The sequence below is a fragment of the Luteimonas saliphila genome (assembly GCF_016774335.1).
Taxonomy (GTDB): domain Bacteria; phylum Pseudomonadota; class Gammaproteobacteria; order Xanthomonadales; family Xanthomonadaceae; genus Luteimonas; species Luteimonas saliphila.
The window spans coordinates 1-20,192 of sequence record NZ_JAETWA010000012.1 but is presented as its reverse complement, the minus strand read 5'-3'; the positions used below and the strand labels follow the sequence as shown (position 1 = coordinate 20,192).

At 71.3% G+C, this 20,192-nt stretch carries 18 protein-coding genes; 2 read left to right on the top strand and 16 right to left on the bottom strand.

Features of this window, described 5'->3' with window-relative positions:
• Positions 1-146 precede the first annotated feature (146 nt).
• A complete protein-coding gene (map, locus tag JMO03_RS02410; RefSeq protein ID WP_202839845.1) occupies positions 147-884 on the top strand; it encodes a type I methionyl aminopeptidase in 738 nt (245 codons plus the stop codon).
• A 19-nt stretch (positions 885-903) separates the two neighbouring features.
• Positions 904-1,734 carry an orotidine-5'-phosphate decarboxylase gene (gene pyrF / locus JMO03_RS02405; RefSeq protein ID WP_202839843.1) on the top strand — a complete coding sequence of 277 codons (831 nt, stop codon included), beginning with the start codon at positions 904-906 and terminating at the stop codon, positions 1,732-1,734.
• Positions 1,735-1,839: 105 nt separating this feature from the next.
• On the opposite strand, the gene JMO03_RS02400 is transcribed toward pyrF, so the two are convergent.
• The 16 genes from JMO03_RS02400 to JMO03_RS02325 all read right to left on the bottom strand — a co-directional run.
• Positions 1,840-2,688 (bottom strand): glycosyltransferase, encoded by an 849-nt coding sequence (locus JMO03_RS02400; protein ID WP_337926344.1) that lies wholly within the window; start codon positions 2,686-2,688, stop codon positions 1,840-1,842.
• Positions 2,689-2,690: 2 nt separating this feature from the next.
• Positions 2,691-3,638, bottom strand: a complete 948-nt coding sequence (locus JMO03_RS02395; protein WP_238345832.1) for a glycosyltransferase family 2 protein — start codon at positions 3,636-3,638, stop codon at positions 2,691-2,693.
• Between the two features lie 31 nt (positions 3,639-3,669).
• The gene (gene gspD, locus JMO03_RS02390; RefSeq protein ID WP_202839841.1) at positions 3,670-5,880 is read right to left on the bottom strand and encodes a type II secretion system secretin GspD; all 2,211 of its coding nucleotides are present in this window, start codon (positions 5,878-5,880) and stop codon (positions 3,670-3,672) included.
• Between the two features lie 9 nt (positions 5,881-5,889).
• Positions 5,890-6,702, bottom strand: coding sequence for a general secretion pathway protein GspN (locus JMO03_RS02385; protein ID WP_202839839.1), 813 nt, complete (start codon positions 6,700-6,702; stop codon positions 5,890-5,892).
• A complete protein-coding gene (gene gspM, locus JMO03_RS02380; RefSeq protein WP_202839837.1) occupies positions 6,692-7,306 on the bottom strand; it encodes a type II secretion system protein GspM in 615 nt (204 codons plus the stop codon). Before gspM ends, JMO03_RS02385 begins: the two co-directional genes overlap by 11 nt.
• Positions 7,287-8,480, bottom strand: coding sequence for a PilN domain-containing protein (locus JMO03_RS02375; protein ID WP_202839835.1), 1,194 nt, complete (start codon positions 8,478-8,480; stop codon positions 7,287-7,289). The genes gspM and JMO03_RS02375 overlap by 20 nt, the downstream gene beginning before the upstream one ends.
• The gene (locus JMO03_RS02370; RefSeq protein ID WP_202839849.1) at positions 8,477-9,325 is read right to left on the bottom strand and encodes a type II secretion system minor pseudopilin; all 849 of its coding nucleotides are present in this window, start codon (positions 9,323-9,325) and stop codon (positions 8,477-8,479) included. The genes JMO03_RS02375 and JMO03_RS02370 overlap by 4 nt, the downstream gene beginning before the upstream one ends.
• An 11-nt stretch (positions 9,326-9,336) precedes the next feature.
• Positions 9,337-9,981, bottom strand: a complete 645-nt coding sequence (locus JMO03_RS02365) for a prepilin-type N-terminal cleavage/methylation domain-containing protein (RefSeq protein ID WP_425491762.1) — start codon at positions 9,979-9,981, stop codon at positions 9,337-9,339.
• A gap of 221 nt (positions 9,982-10,202) precedes the next feature.
• The gene (gene xpsI / locus JMO03_RS20950) at positions 10,203-10,619 is read right to left on the bottom strand and encodes a type II secretion system protein XpsI (protein WP_337926343.1); all 417 of its coding nucleotides are present in this window, start codon (positions 10,617-10,619) and stop codon (positions 10,203-10,205) included.
• Positions 10,620-10,900: 281 nt separating this feature from the next.
• The gene (xpsH, locus tag JMO03_RS02355) at positions 10,901-11,425 is read right to left on the bottom strand and encodes a type II secretion system protein XpsH (RefSeq protein ID WP_202839829.1); all 525 of its coding nucleotides are present in this window, start codon (positions 11,423-11,425) and stop codon (positions 10,901-10,903) included.
• Between the two features lie 29 nt (positions 11,426-11,454).
• Positions 11,455-11,901 carry a type II secretion system major pseudopilin GspG gene (gene gspG / locus JMO03_RS02350; protein WP_238345831.1) on the bottom strand — a complete coding sequence of 149 codons (447 nt, stop codon included), beginning with the start codon at positions 11,899-11,901 and terminating at the stop codon, positions 11,455-11,457.
• A 336-nt stretch (positions 11,902-12,237) separates the two neighbouring features.
• Positions 12,238-13,455 (bottom strand): type II secretion system protein XpsF, encoded by a 1,218-nt coding sequence (xpsF, locus tag JMO03_RS02345; RefSeq protein WP_202839827.1) that lies wholly within the window; start codon positions 13,453-13,455, stop codon positions 12,238-12,240.
• 10 nt (positions 13,456-13,465) lie between these two features.
• The gene (locus JMO03_RS02340) at positions 13,466-13,909 is read right to left on the bottom strand and encodes a hypothetical protein (RefSeq protein ID WP_202839825.1); all 444 of its coding nucleotides are present in this window, start codon (positions 13,907-13,909) and stop codon (positions 13,466-13,468) included.
• 22 nt (positions 13,910-13,931) lie between these two features.
• Entirely contained in the window at positions 13,932-15,671 is a 1,740-nt protein-coding gene (gspE, locus tag JMO03_RS02335; RefSeq protein ID WP_202839823.1) for a type II secretion system ATPase GspE, read from the bottom strand.
• Between the two features lie 216 nt (positions 15,672-15,887).
• Positions 15,888-17,807, bottom strand: coding sequence for a S8 family serine peptidase (locus JMO03_RS02330; RefSeq protein ID WP_202839821.1), 1,920 nt, complete (start codon positions 17,805-17,807; stop codon positions 15,888-15,890).
• A 201-nt stretch (positions 17,808-18,008) separates the two neighbouring features.
• A partial coding sequence (locus JMO03_RS02325; protein WP_202839819.1) for a YadA family autotransporter adhesin occupies positions 18,009-20,192 on the bottom strand: 2,184 nt, incomplete at its 5' end.

The window sequence follows — 20,192 nt, the reverse complement described above, 5'->3', positions numbered from 1 at the left end:
CCGAGCGCAGCGAGGGATCCCGTGACCCACCCCCGGACCAACCCGGCCCGCGCGTCGCTCGCTACCCTTCCCGCCCCGGGGCCGCAGGCCGGATGCTCATCCCGAGCGCAGCGAGGGATCCCGCGCGAACCCCCCGCGAGTCAACGATGACCATCGAACACGCATCCGAACTCGAAGGACTGCAGCGCGCAGGGGCATTGGTGGCATCGATCCTCGCCACGATGCGCGAGGCGGCCGTTCCCGGCGTGCGCACGCGCGAGCTCGACGCGCTCGGTGCCGGGATGATGCGCGAGGCCGGCGCGCGCTCGGCACCGCAGCTGACCTACGGCTTCCCCGGCGCGACCTGCATCAGCGTCGACACCGTCGTCGCGCACGGGATTCCCGACGACACGCTGTTGCGCGAAGGCGATCTGGTGAACATCGACGTGTCGGCCGAGCTCGAAGGCTACTTCGCGGACACCGGCGCGAGCTTCGTGGTCGGCGCGGCGTCGCCCGGCCAGCAACGGCTGCTCGACGCCACCCGCGAAGCGCGCGATGCCGCCATCGCGCAACTGCGCGCTGGCGAACGGATCAACGGCATCGGCCGGACCATCGAGTCGGTCGCCGCCCGTCGCGGGTTGCGGGTGATCCGCAACCTCGGCAGCCATGGCGTCGGCCGCGCGCTGCACGAGTCGCCGGGCAACATCCCGGGACACTACGATCCGCGCGACGCCCGACGCCTGCACGAGGGCATGGTGATCACGATCGAGCCGTTCCTCGCCACCCACAGCACCCGGGCCGAAGACGCCGGCGACGGCTGGTCGCTGCGCTGCCAGCGCGGCTTTGCGGCGCAGTTCGAACACACGGTGGTCGTCACCGCAGGCGCGCCGATCGTGGTGACCTGAACCCGACGGAGGACCGCGCATGGGCTTCATCCGCAAACTCAAGGACCGCTGGCAGCAGGCCGACACCCTGCTGTGCGTCGGCCTCGACCCCGATCCGGCGAAGTTCCCCGATGCCTACGTCGACAGCGCGCCCGATGGCAGCGGGGACGCGCTGTTCGCATTCTGCCGCGACATCGCCGACGCCACCGCCGAGTTCGCCTGCGCGTTCAAACCGCAGATCGCGTACTTCGCCGCGCACAATGGCGGCGAGGTCGCGCTGCAGCGCCTGATCGCCCACCTCAACGGCGTCCATCCCGACCTCCCCGTCATCCTCGACGCCAAGCGCGGTGACATCGGCGCCACCGCCGAACAGTACGCGGTGGAAGCCTTCGACCGCTTCGGCGCCGACGCGGTCACGTTGAATCCCTACATGGGCCGCGACTCGGCGGCGCCGTTCCTGCAGCGCAACGATCGCGGCTGCATCTTCCTGTGCCACACCTCGAATCCGGGCGCACGCGATTTCCAGGAACTGCAGGTCGATGGCGCACCGCTGTACCAGCACATCGCGCGCACCATCACCAGCGACTGGAACGCCAGCGGCAACTGCGCGCTGGTCGTCGGCGCGACCTTCCCGGAAGAGTTGAAGGTGATCCGCGGCATCGTCGGCGACATGCCGCTGCTGATCCCCGGGATCGGCGCCCAAGGCGGCGACGTCGCCGCGGTGGTGCGCAACGGCGCGACCGCCGACGGCACCGGACTGATGATCAACTCGTCGCGCGGCATCCTCTACGCGTCGATGGAAGCCGGCTACGCGGACGCCGCGGCCAGCGCCGCCAAATCGCTGCGCGACGAGATCAACCGCCACCGCTGAAGCCGCAGATCGGCGCCGGGCTGCGATGCCTGTAGCGCTCGAACCGCGCCCGCGCGGCGGGCGGCCGACGACCGGTCCGCTCGGACGACCGGTCCAGATGGCGCCTCAGCAGCCGGCCCGCCGGAGCACCGCCAGCGGAAGCCGCGACCAGATCGCCAGCCAGATGGCGCAGCGCTCGACCCCGCCCCGCCGCTCCCACTCGAATCGGCGGAAATAGCGCCACAGGCCGCGATGCTTGTGCCACTCGACGAACACCGGGCGCGAACGGCTGGACACGCCGCGCAGGTGCAGCACGTCGATGTCGTTCGCCACGGCGACCACGGCGCCGGCCGCGCGCGCGCGACGGCAGATGTCCAGGTCCTCGGCGTGCAGGCGATAGCCGGGATCGAAACCGTCGATGCGCTCGAACAGTGTGCGCGGCAACAGCATCAATGCGCCGGATACGGCATCCACCGGCTGCAGCGCGCGTGCCGGGTCGCGCGGAACCGACAGATCGCGTGCCGCTGCACCGCGCAGCATGGCGCCGAAATCGGGATCGCGACGGCGCGCGGCCGGGTCGCGCACGCCGTCCTCGCCGACCAGGTCCACGCCCAGCAATGCGGGCACGTCCAGCGCACGCGCATGCGCGCGCAGCCGCGACAGCGTGTCGTCTCCCACCAGGCAATCCGGATTGACGAAGGCGATCCAGGGCGCGTCGGCATCGCGCGCGCCCTGGTTGCAGGCGACCGCGAAGCCCGGGTTGTCGGGATTGCCGATGAAGCGTACTCGCGGGTCGAGCGAGGCGTGGCGCTGCACGACGGCGAGCGTCGCGTCGGTGGAGCCGTTGTCGACGACGCGGATCTGCGCGATCCCCGCAGCCGCGCGCAGCCGGGTCAGGCAGGCTTCGATCGTGCTGCCGTTCTGGTGGCTGACCACGACGGCCACGATGTCCGCGGCTGCGGGCGGCGACGCCACGTTCAAGGCGAGGCGTCCCGGGAGGCCGGGGGTTCCCCCGCCGCATGCTCCTCCTCGATGTCGCCATCGCCATTGCCGACTTCGTGGTCCGCAGACGCCGTCGCCACCGCGTCGCCACCCGGAAACAGCTGCTGCTGCGCGGGCGCCTCCTCGATCGCGGCATAGCGGCGCGCCAGCGACTGCCGGCTTTCGTACAGCGGATCGTCCATCAGGAAGGCCGCCAGCCGCGAATGCCAGGTCGGCCAGCGCGCCGCCAGCGCGTCCATGTCGCCATCGCACGGGCCGCCCTCGCCGCCGCGCGCGACGAACGCGGTCTCGCACAGCACGTTGCGCCAGCCCAGGCCGGACAGGCGCAGCGACAGGTCGATCAGCGCGGCGTACCACGAGCCGTAGCTGGCCGCATCGAGCCCGCCCGCCTTGCGCCGGGCGCTGCCGCGCAGCATCACCGCGTGCGCGACCGCGGCCGGCAGTTCGGGATGGATCGGCGGCATCGCCGCGCAGGCGCGTGCCAGCCGCGTCGGATCGCCGGGCATCGGCGCGATCTCGCCGATCCGCGGCCAGGCCGCGACCTCGCCAGCGTTGCACCAGGGCGTGGCGCTGGCGATCGCGGCATCGCGCGCGAAGCAGGCGGCGAGCTGGGTCGCCCAGCCGGCGGTGGGCACCGCATCGGGTGCCAGCACGATCACATCGGCATCGCCGCAGGCGGCGAGCATCTGGTTCACGTGTTCGACCTCGCCGAGGCGTCGCTGCCGGCGCGTGTAGTCGGCCTGCAGTGGCGTGGCCGCGAGCCAGCGTTCGATGATCGCCAGGCCACGCGGACCGGCCTGCGCATCGTCCGCCAGCCACACGCGGGTCCCGGCGGGGGTACCGGCATCGAGCGCGGCGAGGCAGGCATCGAGTGCGTCGTCGTCGACGCCGACCGGCAGCAGCACGACCGGCAGCTCAGCCATGCAGGTCCCCGGATGCCGCCACGTGCGCGCCTCAGTCCCTCGCCCGGTGCAGCGGCTCCATCGCGCGGAAGCGGCGGCTGTACTCGTCGGTGAGGGTACGCGCCTCGGCGTTGTTGCGGATGATACGTGCGGTGATCAATACGATCGTCTCACTGCGGGTGGTTTCCGAGCTTTGAGTCCCGAACAACGCCCCCAGCACCGGTATCCGGCTCAGGCCCGGGATTCCACCAGCACCACGCGTCACTCCGTCGCTGATCAGACCTGCCAGCATGACGGTATCGCCGTCCTGCGCCGCGGCCTCGGTTTTCAGCCGCCTGGTGCTGATACGGGGATTGGGTTGGGATTCGGAGGTCGCGGATGGCGAGCTGATCTCCTGCACGATGTCGAGGAACACGGTGCCGTCGACCGTGACCCTCGGCCGGACCTTCAGGATGGTACCCGTCTCGATGTACTGCACCGATGTCAGACTGGTATCGCCGCCCAGGATGGGATTGACCGAAACCGACTCGATCGGAATGCGGTCACCGACGTTGAACTCGGCCTCGGCGTTGTTGCGGACGAAGACCGACGGGGTCTGCAGCAGCCGAACGTCCGTCACCCGGTCGAGCGCACGGATGATCGCCGCCGCATCGTTCCTGACCAGGGTCCACGCAAGGCCGGGGCCGGACACGCCACCGACGCTGCCCGCCAGCGTGCTCCAGCGACTGGGTCCACCGGCCTCGGGTGGCAGGAATTCGGGAAACCCATTATCCGTCATGGCCCGTTCGACGAACCACTGCACCCCGTACTCGAGTTCACCGGTCAGCTGGACCTGCACGACCTGCGCCTCGATATGCACCTGCAGCGGCATCACGTCGAGCCGTTCGACCACCTCGCGGATCGATTTCCAGGCCGAGGGCGTGCTGCGCACCAGCAGCGCATTGGTCTCGTCGAGCGCGGACACGCCGACGCGGTCGCCCTCGACCTCGAGCGTGACGGCGCTCGCGCCACCGCGGTCCTGGCTCAGCGACAGCGAACCGCTGCCGAGCCCGCCGCTGTTGCCCGAGCCGCCACCCAGCGATCCCATCGAGTCGTCGCCGTCGACCCTGCCGTCGCTGCCGAACTGGCCCGTACCGCCGCCGATCGAGGCGGGGGTCAGGCCGGGCATCAGCGAGCCGCCGGTGTCGTTGCCCCCGCTGCGCCCGCCGCCGCCGCCGAACACCTCGGCCAGGCGCTCGGCGAGGTCGCGCGCCTTGATGTACTTGAGATCGTACGAATACAGGCGCATGCCGGCGCCGGCGCTGTCGATGCGCTCCAGCCAGTCGCCGATGTCGTCGAGGTAGTCGGGCTGCGAGGTGATCACCAGCACCGCGTTGGCGCCTTCCAGCGGCATGAAGCGGAACATGCCCGCGACCGGCGACTTGCTCTGTTCGCCGAACACCTTCTCCAGGTCCGCGACCACGCGGGTCGCCTTGCCGGTCTGCAGCGGGAACACGCCCACGGACATGCCCGACAGCCAGTCGACGTCGAAGATCTCGATCGTGCGCAGGTAGTTCTCCAGTTCCACCCGCGAACCGGAGACGGTGATCGTGTTGCGGCCGTTGTCGACCGCGACGATGGCATTGGGCCGTGCGTAGGGCTTGAGCACCTTCTCCATCTCGGTGGCGGAGATGAAGCGCAGCGGCACCACACGTACCTCGAAGCCGCGCGCGGCCGCCGCGCCGCCGGTGCGGGGGGCGACGGTCCCCGAGGGCAGCGCCGCATCCGCCGGCACGATCTGGTACATGCCGCCGCTGTAGACCATGCGCGCGTTGTTGTCGGCCAGCGCTCGTTCGAGCAATACATAGGCCTGCGCCGGACTGACCGTGCGCGGCGTGGCCAGGGTGACCGTGCCCTGCACGCCCGGAGCGATGGTGTAGTTCTGTCCGAGCATGTCGCCGAGGATGGCCTTGACCACGGCGTGCAGCGGCTCGCCCTCGAAGTTGAACGAGGCCTCTCCGGTGCTGCCGCCGAGGTTGGGCGGCGCAGCCGCGGCGGCGCCCTGGTTGATGACCTGGCCGGTGCCCCTGCGGATCTGCGCGCGCGGACCTTCGTCGTCTTCCAGCACTTCGGCCTGGACCCCGCCGGGCCCTGCGGCGCCGGCCTGCACGGGTGCCCGCTGCTGGCCCCGCGACAGCGTCGGCGGCGGCATCGAGGCGCAGGCCGCGAGCAGGATGGCCAGGCAGGCTGCGATGGCGGATTGGCACGAGGTTCGGGAAGTCATCGGCACAGTCTATTTGGTCTGGTTGGCTGGCTGGTTCGAACGCGCCGATTCTTCCTGGCGCAACCGTGCGCGGCGCTCCTCGATGCGGCGCCGGATCATCTCCACCTGGTCCTGCGCCGCCTGCTGCTGGGCCGCGGCATCGGTGGCGCCCCCGGGCGCTCCCGGTCCTTGCGGACCGCTCTGCTCCGGTGCCTGCGCGCCACCCGTGGCGCGCGGCCGCACCACCATGTCGGCATCGGCGACCGCGGGCGGCGCCGGCCCCGGCATGCCGGAGGCGTCTGCCGGTGGCGCCGCGATCGCGGTCGGAGCCTGCCCGCCGACGCCGTCGAACACCCGCAGCTCCAGCGTGCGCTCGCCCTCCGGTCCGGCGAACACCGCGCGCCGCGCCTCGACCGACTGCAGCACCCAGCCGGGTGCGGAGTCCGGCGCCCCGCCCTGCTTGACGCGCACCGGATCGCCGCCGCCGCCCGGCTGCAGGATCACCATCTGCAGGTCGGGCGTGCGCAGCACGCTGGTGAGCATGTAGTCGAAATCGTTGCTCGCCTCGCCGGTCTCGCCCATGGGATCGATCACGAACGGCTGCGGGCGGCGGTTGTCGGTGAACAACGGGCGCGCGGCGATGTCGCCGTACTGCGGCAGCGGCCCGAGCCGTTCGTTGCCGGGCGCGCCGGGCGTGGGCAGCGTCTGCCGCAGCGAGGGGTCGTCGTCGAGCCGGTCGATGCTGCCGCCCATGCCGAACATCGCCAGCACCCAGACGCAGAGCGCCCAGCCGGCGAACGCGGCATACAGCCAGGTGCGTGCACCGGCGTCTTCAGCGCGCATCGGTGGTCCCCGCCCCCGGCACCGGCTGCAGGTAGCCGGACAGGTCGAAGCTCGCGTCGACCCCACCGCCGCTGCCCTGGTTGCCGCTGAACTGGTAGCGCTGGGCGAGGATGTTGAGATTGTCGACGAACAGGCGCGGCGAGCCGCTTTCCAGCGAGTGCAGCACCGCGGCGAGCTCGGGGTTGCCGCAGGTCAGGCGCACCTGCACGGTGGCGCGCGGAAAGCGTTCCTGGCGGGTATCGTTCATCGGCTGGCGATTGCTGATCGCGCAGCTGCGGTTGCCGGGACTGGCCTGCAGCACGGCCTGTTCGAGGCGCTGCACCAGCGCCGACGTCGCCAGTTGCACGTTGGCCTCGGCCATGAAGCCCGGCGCGCTGCCGGCCGCGGCGCGCGCGGCGTCCAGGCGTTTGCGCACCTCCGGCGCCTGCTGCAGCTCCATGCGCGCGCGAAGGTCGCGCTCGCGTAGCGCATCGATGCGCGCATTGGTCTCGAGCAGCGGCACCGTCCACCACGGGTGCACCAGCAGCAGGTAGGCGAGCGCCAGCACGCCGGCGAGGATCGCCAGCGCCAGCCAGCGGTCGCGGCTAGCGGGCTCCGGCTGCATCCGCCGCCTCCGCCGTCGCGGTTCCATCCTGCGCTCCGGTCGCCGCCGTCGCCAGCGTCGCGGTCAGGGTGAAACGATCCATGCGCGTGCGCGGATCCGGCTGCAGCGCGCCAGCCAGGGCCGGCGAGGTCCACAGCGGCGAGCCCTGCAGCCGGCCGACCAGCGCGGACGCCTCGCTGCTGAGGCCGATCAGCAGGACGCGGTCGCCCTCGACCGACAGCTTCTCCAGATAGGTGCCGTCCGGCAGCCGCCGCGCGAGCTCGTCCATCACCTCGACCATGGTCGGCTTGCCGGCGCGCGTGGCCCGCAGGAACGCGCCACCCTCGATCAGGTCGAGCAACTGGCGCTTCTCCAGCGACGCACTGCGCGCCTGGCGCACGGCGTCGTCGACCTGCTGCGCGAACACCTCTGCCGCCGCCTCGCGGTTCGCCAGCATCTGCCACATGCCCGCGAACAGCGCCGCCGCCGCGACCAGCAGCAGCACGGCATTGCGGCGGCGCCACGGATCGTCGCGCCGGCGACGCTGCGCGCCGCCCATCAGGTCGACGCCGAGCGGTTCGTCGACGGCATCGGCGGCGTCCACGCCCGCCAGTGTCGGCGCGAGCGGCCCGAGGCCCTCGAGCGCCGCATCCAGCGTCGCCTTCGGCACCACCACCAGCTCCGCCTCGAGCTGGTCGTCGCCGCGGCGGCCGAGCATGCGCGCGTCGTAGCTCACTTCGGCGGCGGTGAAGGGTGTCTGCCGGTCGATCTCGAAGCCGAGCACCTCGCGCAGGCGCTCGCCCGCCGCCGCGGGCAAGGTCAGCTGGCGACGCAGCACCGCGGTCGCCGGCAGCACCAGCCAGCGCGGCACCTCGGCCATGCGCGGCGACAACAACGTGCCCAGGGGGTCGCCCTCGCCGGATACGAGTTCCGGCATCGGCACGTCGGCCAGCATGCGCACGCCCTCGCCCCGCCACAGCGACAACTGCAGGTCGCTTCCCGAACGCCGCAGCAGCAGCCGCTGCGGCGACAGCCCGAACAGGTCGCGCATACGCGCCGGCAGCCAGCTGGCGAGCGCGCGCGTCCACCAGGTGCGGAAATCGCGCAGGCGCGGGCGCAGCGAACCCTCGACACGGCGCAAACCGCCACGCAGGCCCGACGATGCCGTTCCGGATTGTTCGACGACGGCCATCATCGCGGCGACGCGCCTTCCTCCCATCTCATGACGGTGAATGCCGACCCGGGCACGCCACTGGGCCCGAGCCGGACCACGGCGCGCAGAACGGATTCGCGCCCGTCCCGGAGCCGTGCACGGCTGTCGATACTATACGTGCCGCTGCCGGCGCCCACGAACGAGGGATCGCCCGGTTGCGGGGGACGTTCACGATTGGCCAGTACCTGCTCGGCGTCGATGCCCATCGAGGCCAGTACCGCCGCTGTCGCGAAGCGGGGGTCGGGGATCGGCAGCCCACTGTGGATCGTCAGGTGCCCCGCCAGCCGCGCATAGATGTCCGGGGTCATCCCCAGCACCTGTTCGACCTCGGCGACGGTCTCGAACGGCGCGTCCTTGGCTCCCCATGGCAGGCCGGCGGCCGCGTACTGCGGATCCTCGGCGCCGCCCTGCGGCTGGGTCAGGTCGTCCGGGTCGCGCCAGTCGACGATCGCCGCCGCCACCGCATCGGCCGCGTCCGGCTCGACCCCGACCGCGCGCATCAGTGCGGCCAACGCGGCGACATCGGCGGCATTGAGGTCGAGCTTGCCCGACTCGTCGACGATCCGCACCTCCACCTCGGCATCGGCGAAGCGCCACGGGTAGGCGCGACCGTCGGGCAGCCACTGCCGCAGCGGATCGGGGTCCGACACGCGCGTCGCCGCGTACTCGAGGCCCGCGCGCGCGGCCTGCGCGGCGACCAGGCCGCTGCCGAGCGTGCGCGTCTGCAGGTACTCGATCTGCGCGGTCATCGCGAACGCGCCGATCAGCGCCGCCAGCAGCGCGGTCAGCCACAGCACCAGGATCAGCGCCGCACCGCGCATGCGCATGCGACGGCGGCTCACGGCACCATCCCGCCCATGCGCTGCGGCAGCATCACCACCAGTGGCGGCCAGTTGCCGCCGCTGCGGCTGGCCAGTTCCACCGACACCTGCAGCGGCAGCGTGTCGACCTGTTCCCAGCGATCGCTCCATTCGCCGAGCAGGCCGTCCTCGCCGATACCGCGGTAACGGAAACGCGCTTCGACCAGGTCCGGCACCAGCGGTTCAGATGGGCGCGCGTTGCGGTCCTCGATCGTGCCGCCGGCGATCGCCATCGAGAACGCAACCGCGAGCTGCGGGCCGCCCTCGCCGTCGAGCACCGCGACATCGTGCAGGTGCGGGCCGCCGCGACCGAGGTAATTGGGCAGGTCTGCGACGAAGCGGATCCGCTCCGGCTCACCGATGAAGCGGACCATGCGACCACTGTCCTCCTCGATCGCGAACGCGATCGGCGTAGCGGACGACAGCCGCCGCCGCAGGAAGCCCTCGACCGCGCGCATGCGCTCGGTGCGGGCGGCGAGCGCCTCGCCGCGATCGACCGTGGCCGTGGCCGCGCGCAGGGTGGCGAAGCCGAGTGCGAGCCCGGCCGCCAGCAGCGTGGTCGCGAGCAGGATCTCGAGCAGCGTGAATCCGCGCTGCCGTGCACCTACCGCCCTCACGCTAATGATGCCGTCGCCACGGCTAACGCCAGTGAATCGCCTGCACGAACCGTCCTTCTGCCGCCGCCCACCCACCGACCACGCGTCAACGATGCCGTCGCCACGGCCGACGCCAATGAATCGCCCGCCAAGCCCGCCCTTCGCCTGCCCCACACGCTCCACCGACCGAACACCAGCAACACCGCTGCCACGGTCCACCCTGCCCCTCCGCCGCCACCAGCCCCCCCTCACCCCGACACCCCCGATGGATCCGGCTGCACCAGTCGCAGCGAGTGCAGCTGCAGCCGCTCGCGCGGACCGCCCTCGCCCCAGGTCACCACCAGTTGCAGTTGCAGCAGTTGCGGCGCGAACGGGTCGACGGGCTGCCCGGGCGGGCGGTCGCGATCGGCGAACGGCGCCACGTCCAGGATCCAGCGGTAGCGGCCGCCCTCGAACTGGCCGTCGCGCCGCCCGGGCACCAGCACCTCGCCGACGCCGACCTCGTCCAGCAGCGATTGCGCATGCAGCGCCGCGCGCGCGACGTCCGCGGACCAGCGCACCTGACGCACGCCGCCGGACAGCGTGCCCAGCAACAACGTCAGGGCCAGCCCCAGCACCGCGAACGCGACGATGATCTCCAGCAGCGTATAGCCCTGCTGCCGCACGCCGAACGACCTCCGGCGATCGATGCCGTCGCTGCGGCCGATGCCGATGAATCGCCTGTCGAAACCGCTTTCCTGCCGCGGGCCGCGCGCCGACGACGCAGGACCGATGGCGGCGTCGCGGCCGGCGCCGGGGCGCGAGGACACGGACCCTTCGCGCCGCGCCCGACGTGCCGGCGCGAAGACAACGATGCCCTCATCATGCGGTGCGCAATGCCCCGATGCCGAACCGACGATTCGGCCGCCTCGGCGGACACCGGTCGATCGCCCGGGCGTCGGAAGCCTCATCGCGCCACCTCGCCCCGCCGCAGCGTGACCTCGCCCGTCAGCCAGGCGACCTCGATGTTCCATGCCGCATCGCGCAGGCTGAGCTGCACGCGCCCTCCGGTCGAGGCGCCGTCGCCGAAGAACACGATGGCACCGACGCCCTGCGCCGGCTGCACCTCGCGTGCGCCGATGAAGTGCACGTCGAGCTGCTCCGGCAGATCGCCGCCGCGGCCGTTCGCGCCCTGCCAGGCGCGTGCGGCGGGATCGACCGTGAACCGCTGCGGCGTGCCCGTGGCGATCGCGTGCGCTCGCGCGAAGCGCAGCTGGGCCGTCAGCTCCTTGGCGCTGGAGCGCAGCGCCATGCGGTCGAAGCCTCCGGTGAGAACGCCCGCCGCGAGCAGCCCGGTCGTGGCGATCAGCGCCATGACCAGCAGGACCTCGAGCAGCGAGAAACCGCGCTGCGACGACGCGACCCGGCCGCGCCCTGCCCGCCCGGGGAGGGCGACCCTGTTCCGCTGCGGATGGCGGCGAACGCCACGCATGCTGCTGTCCGCCGCGACAGGACGATCGTTCAATCGTTGCGGATGTCGGCGTCGACGCTGTCGCCGCCGGGCTTGCGGTCCGCACCGTAGCTGACGATGTCGAACGGCTTGCCGTCGCCCGGCGCACGATACTCGTAAGCCGTATTCCATGGGTCCCTCAGCTCGGACACCTTCGCGTAGGGTCCAAGCCAGCCGACCGCGCCCCCAGGCTGCACCACCAGCTGGTCGAGCGTGGCTGGCAGCGTCCCGGTGTCCATCTCGAACTGGTGGACCTTCTCGGCCAGCGTCTGCACCTGCGCCTCGGCCAGGCGTACGCGGGCGCGATCGCCGCCGCCGAGGATGCGCGTGGCCGCGAACGCGACGATGCCGCCGATCAGCACCACCACCAGGATGATCTCGATCAGACTGAATCCGCGCTGCGAATAGCGTAACGCCGCATCGGGAATGAGGCCGTCGCCGCGCTGCGCGGATCCCAACGCGGTTTCGTCAACGAGGCCGTCGCCACGGCCGACATCAGTGAATCGCCTACGGACCCTCCCCTCCGGCTGCCGTGCACCCATCGCCTGCACGTTGGTGATGCCGTCGCCGCGCCACGCGGATCCCACCGGCGCATCTTCAACGAGGCCGTCGCCACGGCTGACACCAGCGAATCGTCCGCGCGAGAAACGATCCAGCCCCCTCTGACTGCCCGCTACCGCCTCCAGCGCCCGATCACCTGCCCCACCCCGCACCTGCCATCGTCGATTCCGCATCGTCTCAACCCTCCAGTCCCGTGTCGTGCATCGCATCATCGCGCGTACCGTATGAATCCTTCACCCGATCACGTTCGTCAGGTCGTAGATCGGCACCAGCACCGCCAGGATCACCACCATCACCACCAGCGCCAGCAGCATCGTGATCGCCGGCACCAGGGCGGCGAGCATGCGGTCGAGCGCCTGGCCGGTTTCCTGCTCGAAGGTGTCGGCGGTCTTGAGCAGCATCGCATCGAGCGCCCCGGACTCCTCGCCCACCTGCACCATCTGCAGCGCCAGCCGCGGGAAGCGCTTGCCCTTGCCCAGCGCCGCCGACAGGCCGACGCCATTCTTCACTTCCTCCGCCGCGGCTTCGACATCGGTGGACAGCACGCGGTTCCCGACCACGGTCTTGCCGATGCCCAGCGCCGCCATCAGCGGCACGCCGTTCTTCAGCAGCGTGCCCAGGGTGCGCGCGAGTCGCGCCGTCTCCAGTCGCGCCGCCATCGGCCCCACCAGCTTCTGCCGCAGCAGCCAGCCGTCGAAGCGGGTGCGGAATACCGGGTCGCGCAGGCGCCGGTCGAGCCACCACAGCGCCAGCGCCGGCACCACCAGCAGCACGATCCACCAGTCGCGCACGAACAGGCCGAGCGCGAGCACGATCTTGGTGAACAGCGGCAGCGGTGCGTCGAGGCTCTCGTACATCGCCGCGAACTGCGGCACCACGTAGCCGAGCAGGAACATCAGCGACAGCGCCACCATCACCACCAGGATGGCCGGATAGATCAGCGCGTTCACCACGCGACCGCGCAGCAGGCGGCTGCGTTCGAGGTAATCCGCAAGCCGCTGCAGGGTGTCCTCGAGGCTGCCGCCGGCTTCGCCGGCGCGCACCATGTTGATGTACAGCCGCGAGAACGTGCCGTGCTGACGCTCCAGGGCGGCAGACAGCGCGGTTCCGCCGCGCACCGCATCGCGGATCTCCAGCACGGTGCGCCGGGCAGCGGGCTCCTCCGGCAGTTCCAGCAGGATCGTCAGCGCACGGTCGAGCGGTTGCCCGGCGCCGAGCAGGGTCGCCAGTTGCTGGGTGAACTGCACCAGCCGCTGTCCGGCGAACGGCTTGGGCTTGAACAGCGACTTCCACGATGCCGCGCCCCCGCCTTCGCTGGCGAGTGCCGCCTCCACCGGCAGGTGCCCGAGTTCCTGCAGGCGCAATACCACCTCGCTGTCGCTCACGGCTTCCATCTGCCCGTCGAGCATCTCGCCGCGCGAGTTGAGCGCCTTGTAGCGGTACAGGGGCATCGACGTTGGCCTACTCGCAGCGCACCTTGCCGTTGGCGACCACGCGCGGGTTGCCAAGCGCGAACTCGCGCACAGGCTGTCGCCACATCTCGAACGAAGAGATCCCGGGCGTCAGTGCGCAACTGCTGGTGTAGGTGAAGCGCTCGCCGTCCTGCGACAGGTACAGGTCGAACTTGACCGCGACCGGCAGCGCGCCGCTCACGGTCAGCATCGGTTCGTCGTCCGTGCCGCTGCGGACCGCGCGCAGGTTGCCGCCTCCGTCCACCGCCGGAACCGCCGACGCCACCTTGCCGTCGACCACGTCCACCTGCAGCGCGAGTGCGGGCCTTCCGCTGCCGATCGCGAATCCTGCCAGCTCGTTGCGCGTCGCCTCCATCGGAGCGCCCCGTCCTGCCGCCTCGGCGGCGGCCGCCGCCAGGACTGTCGCCAGCGTAGCGACGAGCAGCGTAGCCAAGCCAATCCGCGCGAGCGCCGGTTCACGCATCTTCCGTCACCCGCAGCACTTCCTCGATCGTGGTCACGCCGGCCAGCGCCTTGGCGATGCCGTCCTCGTACATCGTGCGCATGCCGTGCTTGCGCGCGAGCTGCTCGAGCTCGCCCATGCCGGCGTGGCGCATCACCGCGCGGCGCAGCTCGTCGTTCATGACCAGGAACTCCATGATCGTGGTGCGGCCGAGGTAGCCGGTGGGCGCGATCGCCGAACCGCGCGCGCGGTAGAGGAAGATCTCACCCTGCGGCTGCAGGCGACGCAGGCCGAACTTCTCGATCTCCTCGGGCGAGGCCGGGTACTGCTCCGCATGCGTCGGCTCGAGCCGGCGCACCAGGCGCTGGGCGAGGATGCCGTTGACCGTCGAGGTCAGCAGGTAGTCCTCGACGCCCATGTCGAGCATGCGGGTGATGCCGCCGGCGGCGTTGTTGGTGTGCAGCGTGCTGAGCACGAGGTGGCCGGTGAGCGCGGACTGGATCGCGATCTTCGCGGTCTCCAGGTCGCGCATCTCGCCGATCATGATGATGTCCGGATCCTGGCGCACGATGCTGCGCAGCGCATGGGCGAAGTCGAGCCCGATCTGCGGCTTGGCCTGGATCTGGTTGATGCCCTCGATCTGGTATTCGACCGGGTCCTCGACGGTGATGATCTTGACGCCGGGTGTGTTGAGCTTCGACAGCGCCGTGTACAGGGTGGTGGTCTTGCCCGAGCCGGTGGGGCCGGTGACCAGCAGGATCCCGTGCGGCTGTTCCAGCACGCGCTGGAATGCAGGGAGGAAATCGCCGGTGAACCCGAGCCGCTCGAAGTCGAACACCACCGTCTCGCGGTCGAGCAGGCGCATCACCACGCTCTCGCCGTGCGCAGTCGGCACCGTGCTCACGCGAAGATCGAGCTCCTTGCCCTGCACGCGCAGCATGATGCGCCCGTCCTGCGGCAGGCGGCGCTCGGCGATGTTGAGCTTGGCCATGATCTTGACCCGGCTGATCACCGCCGCGGTCAGGTTCGACGGCGGGCTTTCGCCATCATCGAGCACGCCGTCGATGCGGTATCGCACCTTGAGCCGGTTCTCGAACGGCTCGATGTGGATGTCGGAGGCACGCAGTTCGACCGCCCGCTGGATGACCAGGTTCACGAGGCGGATCACCGGCGCCTCGGACGCCAGGTCGCGCAGGTGTTCGACGTCGTCCATGTCGCCGCCGCCTTCGCCGTCCGCGGTCTCGACGATCGCGCCCATCGCGCTGCGGCCCTGGCCGTGCCAGCGCTCGATCAGATCGTCGATCTCCGAACGCAGCCCGACCACCGGCTGCACCTGGCAACCCGTGGCCAGGCGCACGGCGTCCAGCGCGTAGCCGTCGTGCGGATCGGCCATCAACAGCGCCAGCCGGCCGCGGCTCTCGCCGATCGGGCACAGGTGGAACTGCTTGAGGAAGCGCACGCTCAGCGGCTGCGCATCGGGCAGCAGTTCCGGCGGAGAGGCCGGCAGCTCCTTTCCGGAAAGCAGACGCAGGCCGAGCGCCATGGCGCAGGCCTCGGCATGGTCGCGCTCGGACACCAGGCCCAGGCGCGACAGCAACATCAGCAGCGCGCCGCCGGTTTCTTCCCGCAGCCGGCGCGCGCGGGCGAGGTCCACGTCCTTGAGCTGCTGCTTCGCGAGCAGCACGGCGAGGATGCGGCCTTCCGCGTCCTGGGCCTCGGGCTCGCTGACGGCAGGGTCGGGAATCGCGTTCACGGGGAGCTTCCGACGGGGTACCCGACTTTACCAGCTTGCCCGGCGACGCTGGATGACCCGCCGCCATCGCGTCGTGGGCGCATCGCTCAGCGGCCAGCAGCCGCGTCGGCCGGCGCCGGGCGCAAGCGCCCGCAAACCGCGCCTCGCCGTGGTCGCGATGAAGAACAAAAAAAAGCCCCGGCCTCGGCCGGGGCTCAGGTGACGACGCGACTGCGATCAGTTGTGGCGGGCAGTCAGCCGCACGTTGGCGTAGGCGCGCGCGCCGACCAGCTTGATGTAGTACGTCCCGGCCTGCGGCGCGTTGACGCGCACCGTCTCGTTGTTGCCGGGGCGCGAGGAACGGTAGTCGGCATCTTCCGCGGTCGGCTCCTCCTCGAAGCTGACCAGCAGGTTGACGTCGCCGCTGCCACCGGTGGTGGTGATGCTCAGCGGACCGCGGGCGCCCTCGGGCAGGGTGATGCTGTAGAGCGTTTCGCTGCCGGCCGTACCGGACAGGCCGGTCGCTGCCACGCCATTGACGATCGGCGTCGCGTCCGGCGCGCAATCCACCTCGCAGGGCGGTTCGATCGCCTTGGCCACGGCCGCAGCGGCGTTGACGATACCCGGGCCGATCGGCTGCGAGGCCGACGGGGCGACAGTGAACGGGGTCACCGTATCCTGCAGGATGTCGAGCACTTCGGCCGGCGTCAGCAGCGGCATGCCGGCGTCGAGGCGCGCGCCCTGCATCAGCGCGACCACGCCGGCCACGTGCGGGGCGGCCTGCGAGGTGCCCGCGGAGCCACCGTAGGCAGTGGCGGGGTTGATCCCGGCGAGCGGGGTGGGCGTGGTGGTGCTCGGGTTGCGGGCCTGCCAGACGAAGCCGTCGAAGATCTGGGTGCCGCTGCTGCCGTCATTGGCGTACACGCCGCCGCCGGGCGCCGAAATCTCGATCCCGTCGCCGAAGTTGGAGTAGTAGGCGCGACGGCTGGTCACGCCGTTGGAGGCGACCGTGATCACGCCCGGGCAGTTGCCGGGCGAATAGTTCGAGGTGTTCGCGTTCTGGTTGCCGGCCGCCACCACGACGACGGCGCCCAGCGCATTGGCCTGCGCGATGGCGTCGGCCTCGTAGTCCGTGCAGGCCCCCGCGCCGCCGAGGCTGAGGTTGATCACGTGCGCCGGGTTCTCGTTCATCGGCATGCCCTCGACCTCGCCGCCTGCGGCCCAGACGATGGCGTCGGAGATGTCGGTGTCGTAGCCGCCGCAATGGCCGAGCACACGGATCGGCAGCACGTTGGCGTTGTAGGCCACGCCGGTCATGCCGATGCCGTTGTCGGTGGCCTGGGCGCCCGCGGTGCCGGCGACATGGGTGCCGTGCCACGAACTGTTGCGCTGCTGACAGGTTTCCGCGCCCGGGTAGCCGATGGTCCAGTCGCCCAGGTCCCAGCCGCCGGGCACGCGGTCGTCGGTGTCGCGGCCGGAGACGAACGCATCGGAGATGAAGTCGTAGCCGGCATCGGCCAGCGAAGTGTCGATGTCAGGATGCGCGGTGATGCCCGTGTCGAGCACGGCGATGGTGACGCCGTTGCCGTCGGCCAGGTCCCACGCTGCCGAAACGTTCGCGCCACCGCGGTTGGGGCCGCCGTCGAAGGTCGCGGTGCCGTCCGGGGCCAGCATGTGCCACTGGTACTCGACGAAGAGCGGGTCGTTCGGCACGTAGGCCGGCTGCACGTCAGGCAAGCGCGCGATCTGGCGCAGGCGATCGGGGCGCACCGAGACCACGTTGGGATCGGCCTCGAGCTGGCGCAGCAGGGCGTCGGCCTCGACCCGGTCGAGGCTGCGCGAGACCTTGATCAGGTGCTGGCCGGTGGCGAGCCTGCGCAGGTGGCTGGCGCTGGTCGCCCGGCCCTTGGCCAGGCCCGAGCGCGACAACGCACGGGTGACGTTCGCCGCGGCGGCGCTGCGGTCGGTCTTCTCGCGCGCGCCGTCGCGGTACTCCACGACGAAGCGGTGGAACAGCTGCTGGTCGCCGAGGCTCGCCGACAGGTTGGAAGTGTCCGCGGCGAACTTCGCCTTCTTGCCCGCGGTGGCGCCGGTGGCGCCGATCGCGGCGATCACGGCGATGGCAAGGGTGCAGGGGAGGATGTTGCGCTTCTTCATGGAATGCCCTCTCTGGGAACGTGGGTCGACTCGCACATGGACGACGCGACCGGAACAGGAGGCGCGCCGCAATGACCGTCTGTTGCAATCACACTGGACTCGAACGCGATCCCCGCGACCGACGGATGCGCAGGTTCGCGCGCCGCGGGGACCTTTTTTTCCTGCGGACGGCAGGCCAGGGGCCTGCCTCCCGCGTGCACGTCACCAACCGAAGCCGGCGCCGACGCCTACCGAGTTCTCGTCGCCACTGAACGCGCCACCGACGGTGATCGTCGCGCGGTCGCTGATCGCGCGCTGGTACCCGAGCGACAACGCGCTCTGCCCGCCCTGGAAACCGATGCCGACGCCGACCCTGTTCTGGGTGCGGATGCCCGCGGCGCTGGTGGCCATGTTGAGCATCGCCGCGCCCATCGCGCCCTGGCGGTCGATCCGGCGGTCCTGGTCGGTGAAACGCTGCTCGAGCTGGGACTGGTAAGCGGAGAAGCTGTCGCTCCAGGCGTTGAACTTCTGGTCGGTATAGGCATTCGCGTCGGCCACCGCCTGGGTGGCGGTCGACTCGAGCTGGGCGACGTTCACCGCGTCGGTGGCCTGGGTGCCGGCCGCGACGTTGGTGACCTGGCGCTCGTTGCCGGCGCTGCCCACGGACACGGTGTTGGCGCGATCGGCCACCGAACCCTGCCCCAGCGCGACCGAGCCGGCCGCCGTCGCGCTGGCGCCGTCGCCGATCGCGGTGGCGGTCGACTGGGTCGCGACCGCGCCCTGGCCGACGGCGACCGCGGTCGATCCGGTGCCAGCCGCTTGCCCACCGCCGTCGCCGGACGCGAGTCCGCCGCCGGTTTCGGCCTGCGCGCCCGTGCCTGCACCGCCGGTGTCTCCGAGGCGGCGGCTGCCCGCCGAGGTCGCATTGGCACTGGAGGCCGTCGCGGACGAGGAACCCTCCAACGCGGTCAGGCGACCGTCGATCAGGCTGATCTGCGCATCAACCGCACCGAAGGCATCGCCGACGCTGAAGTAGGTGCTGCCCTGGATCATGAATGCCGGCGCGGACAGGGTCCCGAATGCCGTCACCTCCGAGCCCCCGCCGATGATCTGCGCGGTACTGTCGAGGGCGTCGTACATCTGGCCGCCGGTGACTGCGTCGGTGCTGCCGAGCGCGATCCGGCCATCGGCGACATTGGTGATCTGGCGTTCGTTGCCCTCGCTGCCGACCGACACGCTGTCCTCGCGATCGGCGATCGAATCCTGCCCGAGCGCGACGCTGTTCTCGGCCTGGGCGTAGGCGCCGGAGCCGATCGCGGCCGAGAAGTCGGCCAGCGCCACCGCATTGCGGCCGACCGCCAGGCTGGTGGTGCCGGCCGCATTGGCGAAGGCGCCGATCGCGGTCGCGAAATCGGCATTGGCGGTGCCCCCCGAACCCACGACCACCGCGGCCGAGCCCCAGGCGGTTGCGCCCGGGCCCAGGACCACCGCGCCGTCGCCTACCGCGGTCGCGGAGGCGCCCAGCGCGATCGCATACTGCCCGCTGGCCGCGGCGTTGAAGCCCACCGCGGTCGACTGGTCGGCCAGCGCGAACGCGCCGCTGCCGTAGGCCGAGGCCCCCTCGCCCACCGCCGTCGCCGACTCGCCCGACGCCGTCGCGTACTCGCCTTCCACGTACGCCCCGTTGTCGCTGTCCGCACCGCCCGATGCGGCGAAGTAGCGCGTGTGCTCGGTCGCCTCCTGCAGTTGCCCCACCGTCGCCGCGTCGCTGGCGGCGATGCCGTCGCTGACGTTCACGATCCGGCGCGTCGCCGGATGCGTGCCGCCCGTGCCGTTGCCCACCGACACCACGTTCGCTTCCGTCGCGCGCGAGCCCGCACCCAGGGCCACGCTGCTCTCGCCGTTGGCCCAGGCGCTCAGGCCCACGGCCGTGGCGTTGACGCCCGCCCCGTAGACGTACGAGTCGCGGCCGATCGCGGTGCCGCCGGCCGCCGTTGCCCAGGCGAACTGGCCCACCGAAGTGGCGTTGTCGGCCGTCGCCCGCGCCGAGCCGCCGATCGCGGTGGCGTTGAGGCCGGTCGCGTTCGAGCTGCTGCCCAGGGCGGCGCTGTTGTTGCCGCTCGCAGTCGCGGTGTTGCCGATCGCCGTGGCGTTCAGGCCGCTGGCCGAGGACGAGATGCCGACCGCGGTCGTGCGGGTGTTGTTCGCCTCGGCGCCGTAGCCCAGCGCGGTCGAGAAGTCCCCGGTGGCTTCGGCGAACCCGCCCAGGCTGGTGGACGCCAGTCCGGAAGACACGCTGCTGTAGCCGATCGCGGTGGCCTGCAGTCCATCGGCCGTGGCCGCCGCACCGCTGGCGGTGCTGAACGCGCCGTTGGCCTGCGCGCCCGCGCCGAACGCGCTCGCCCC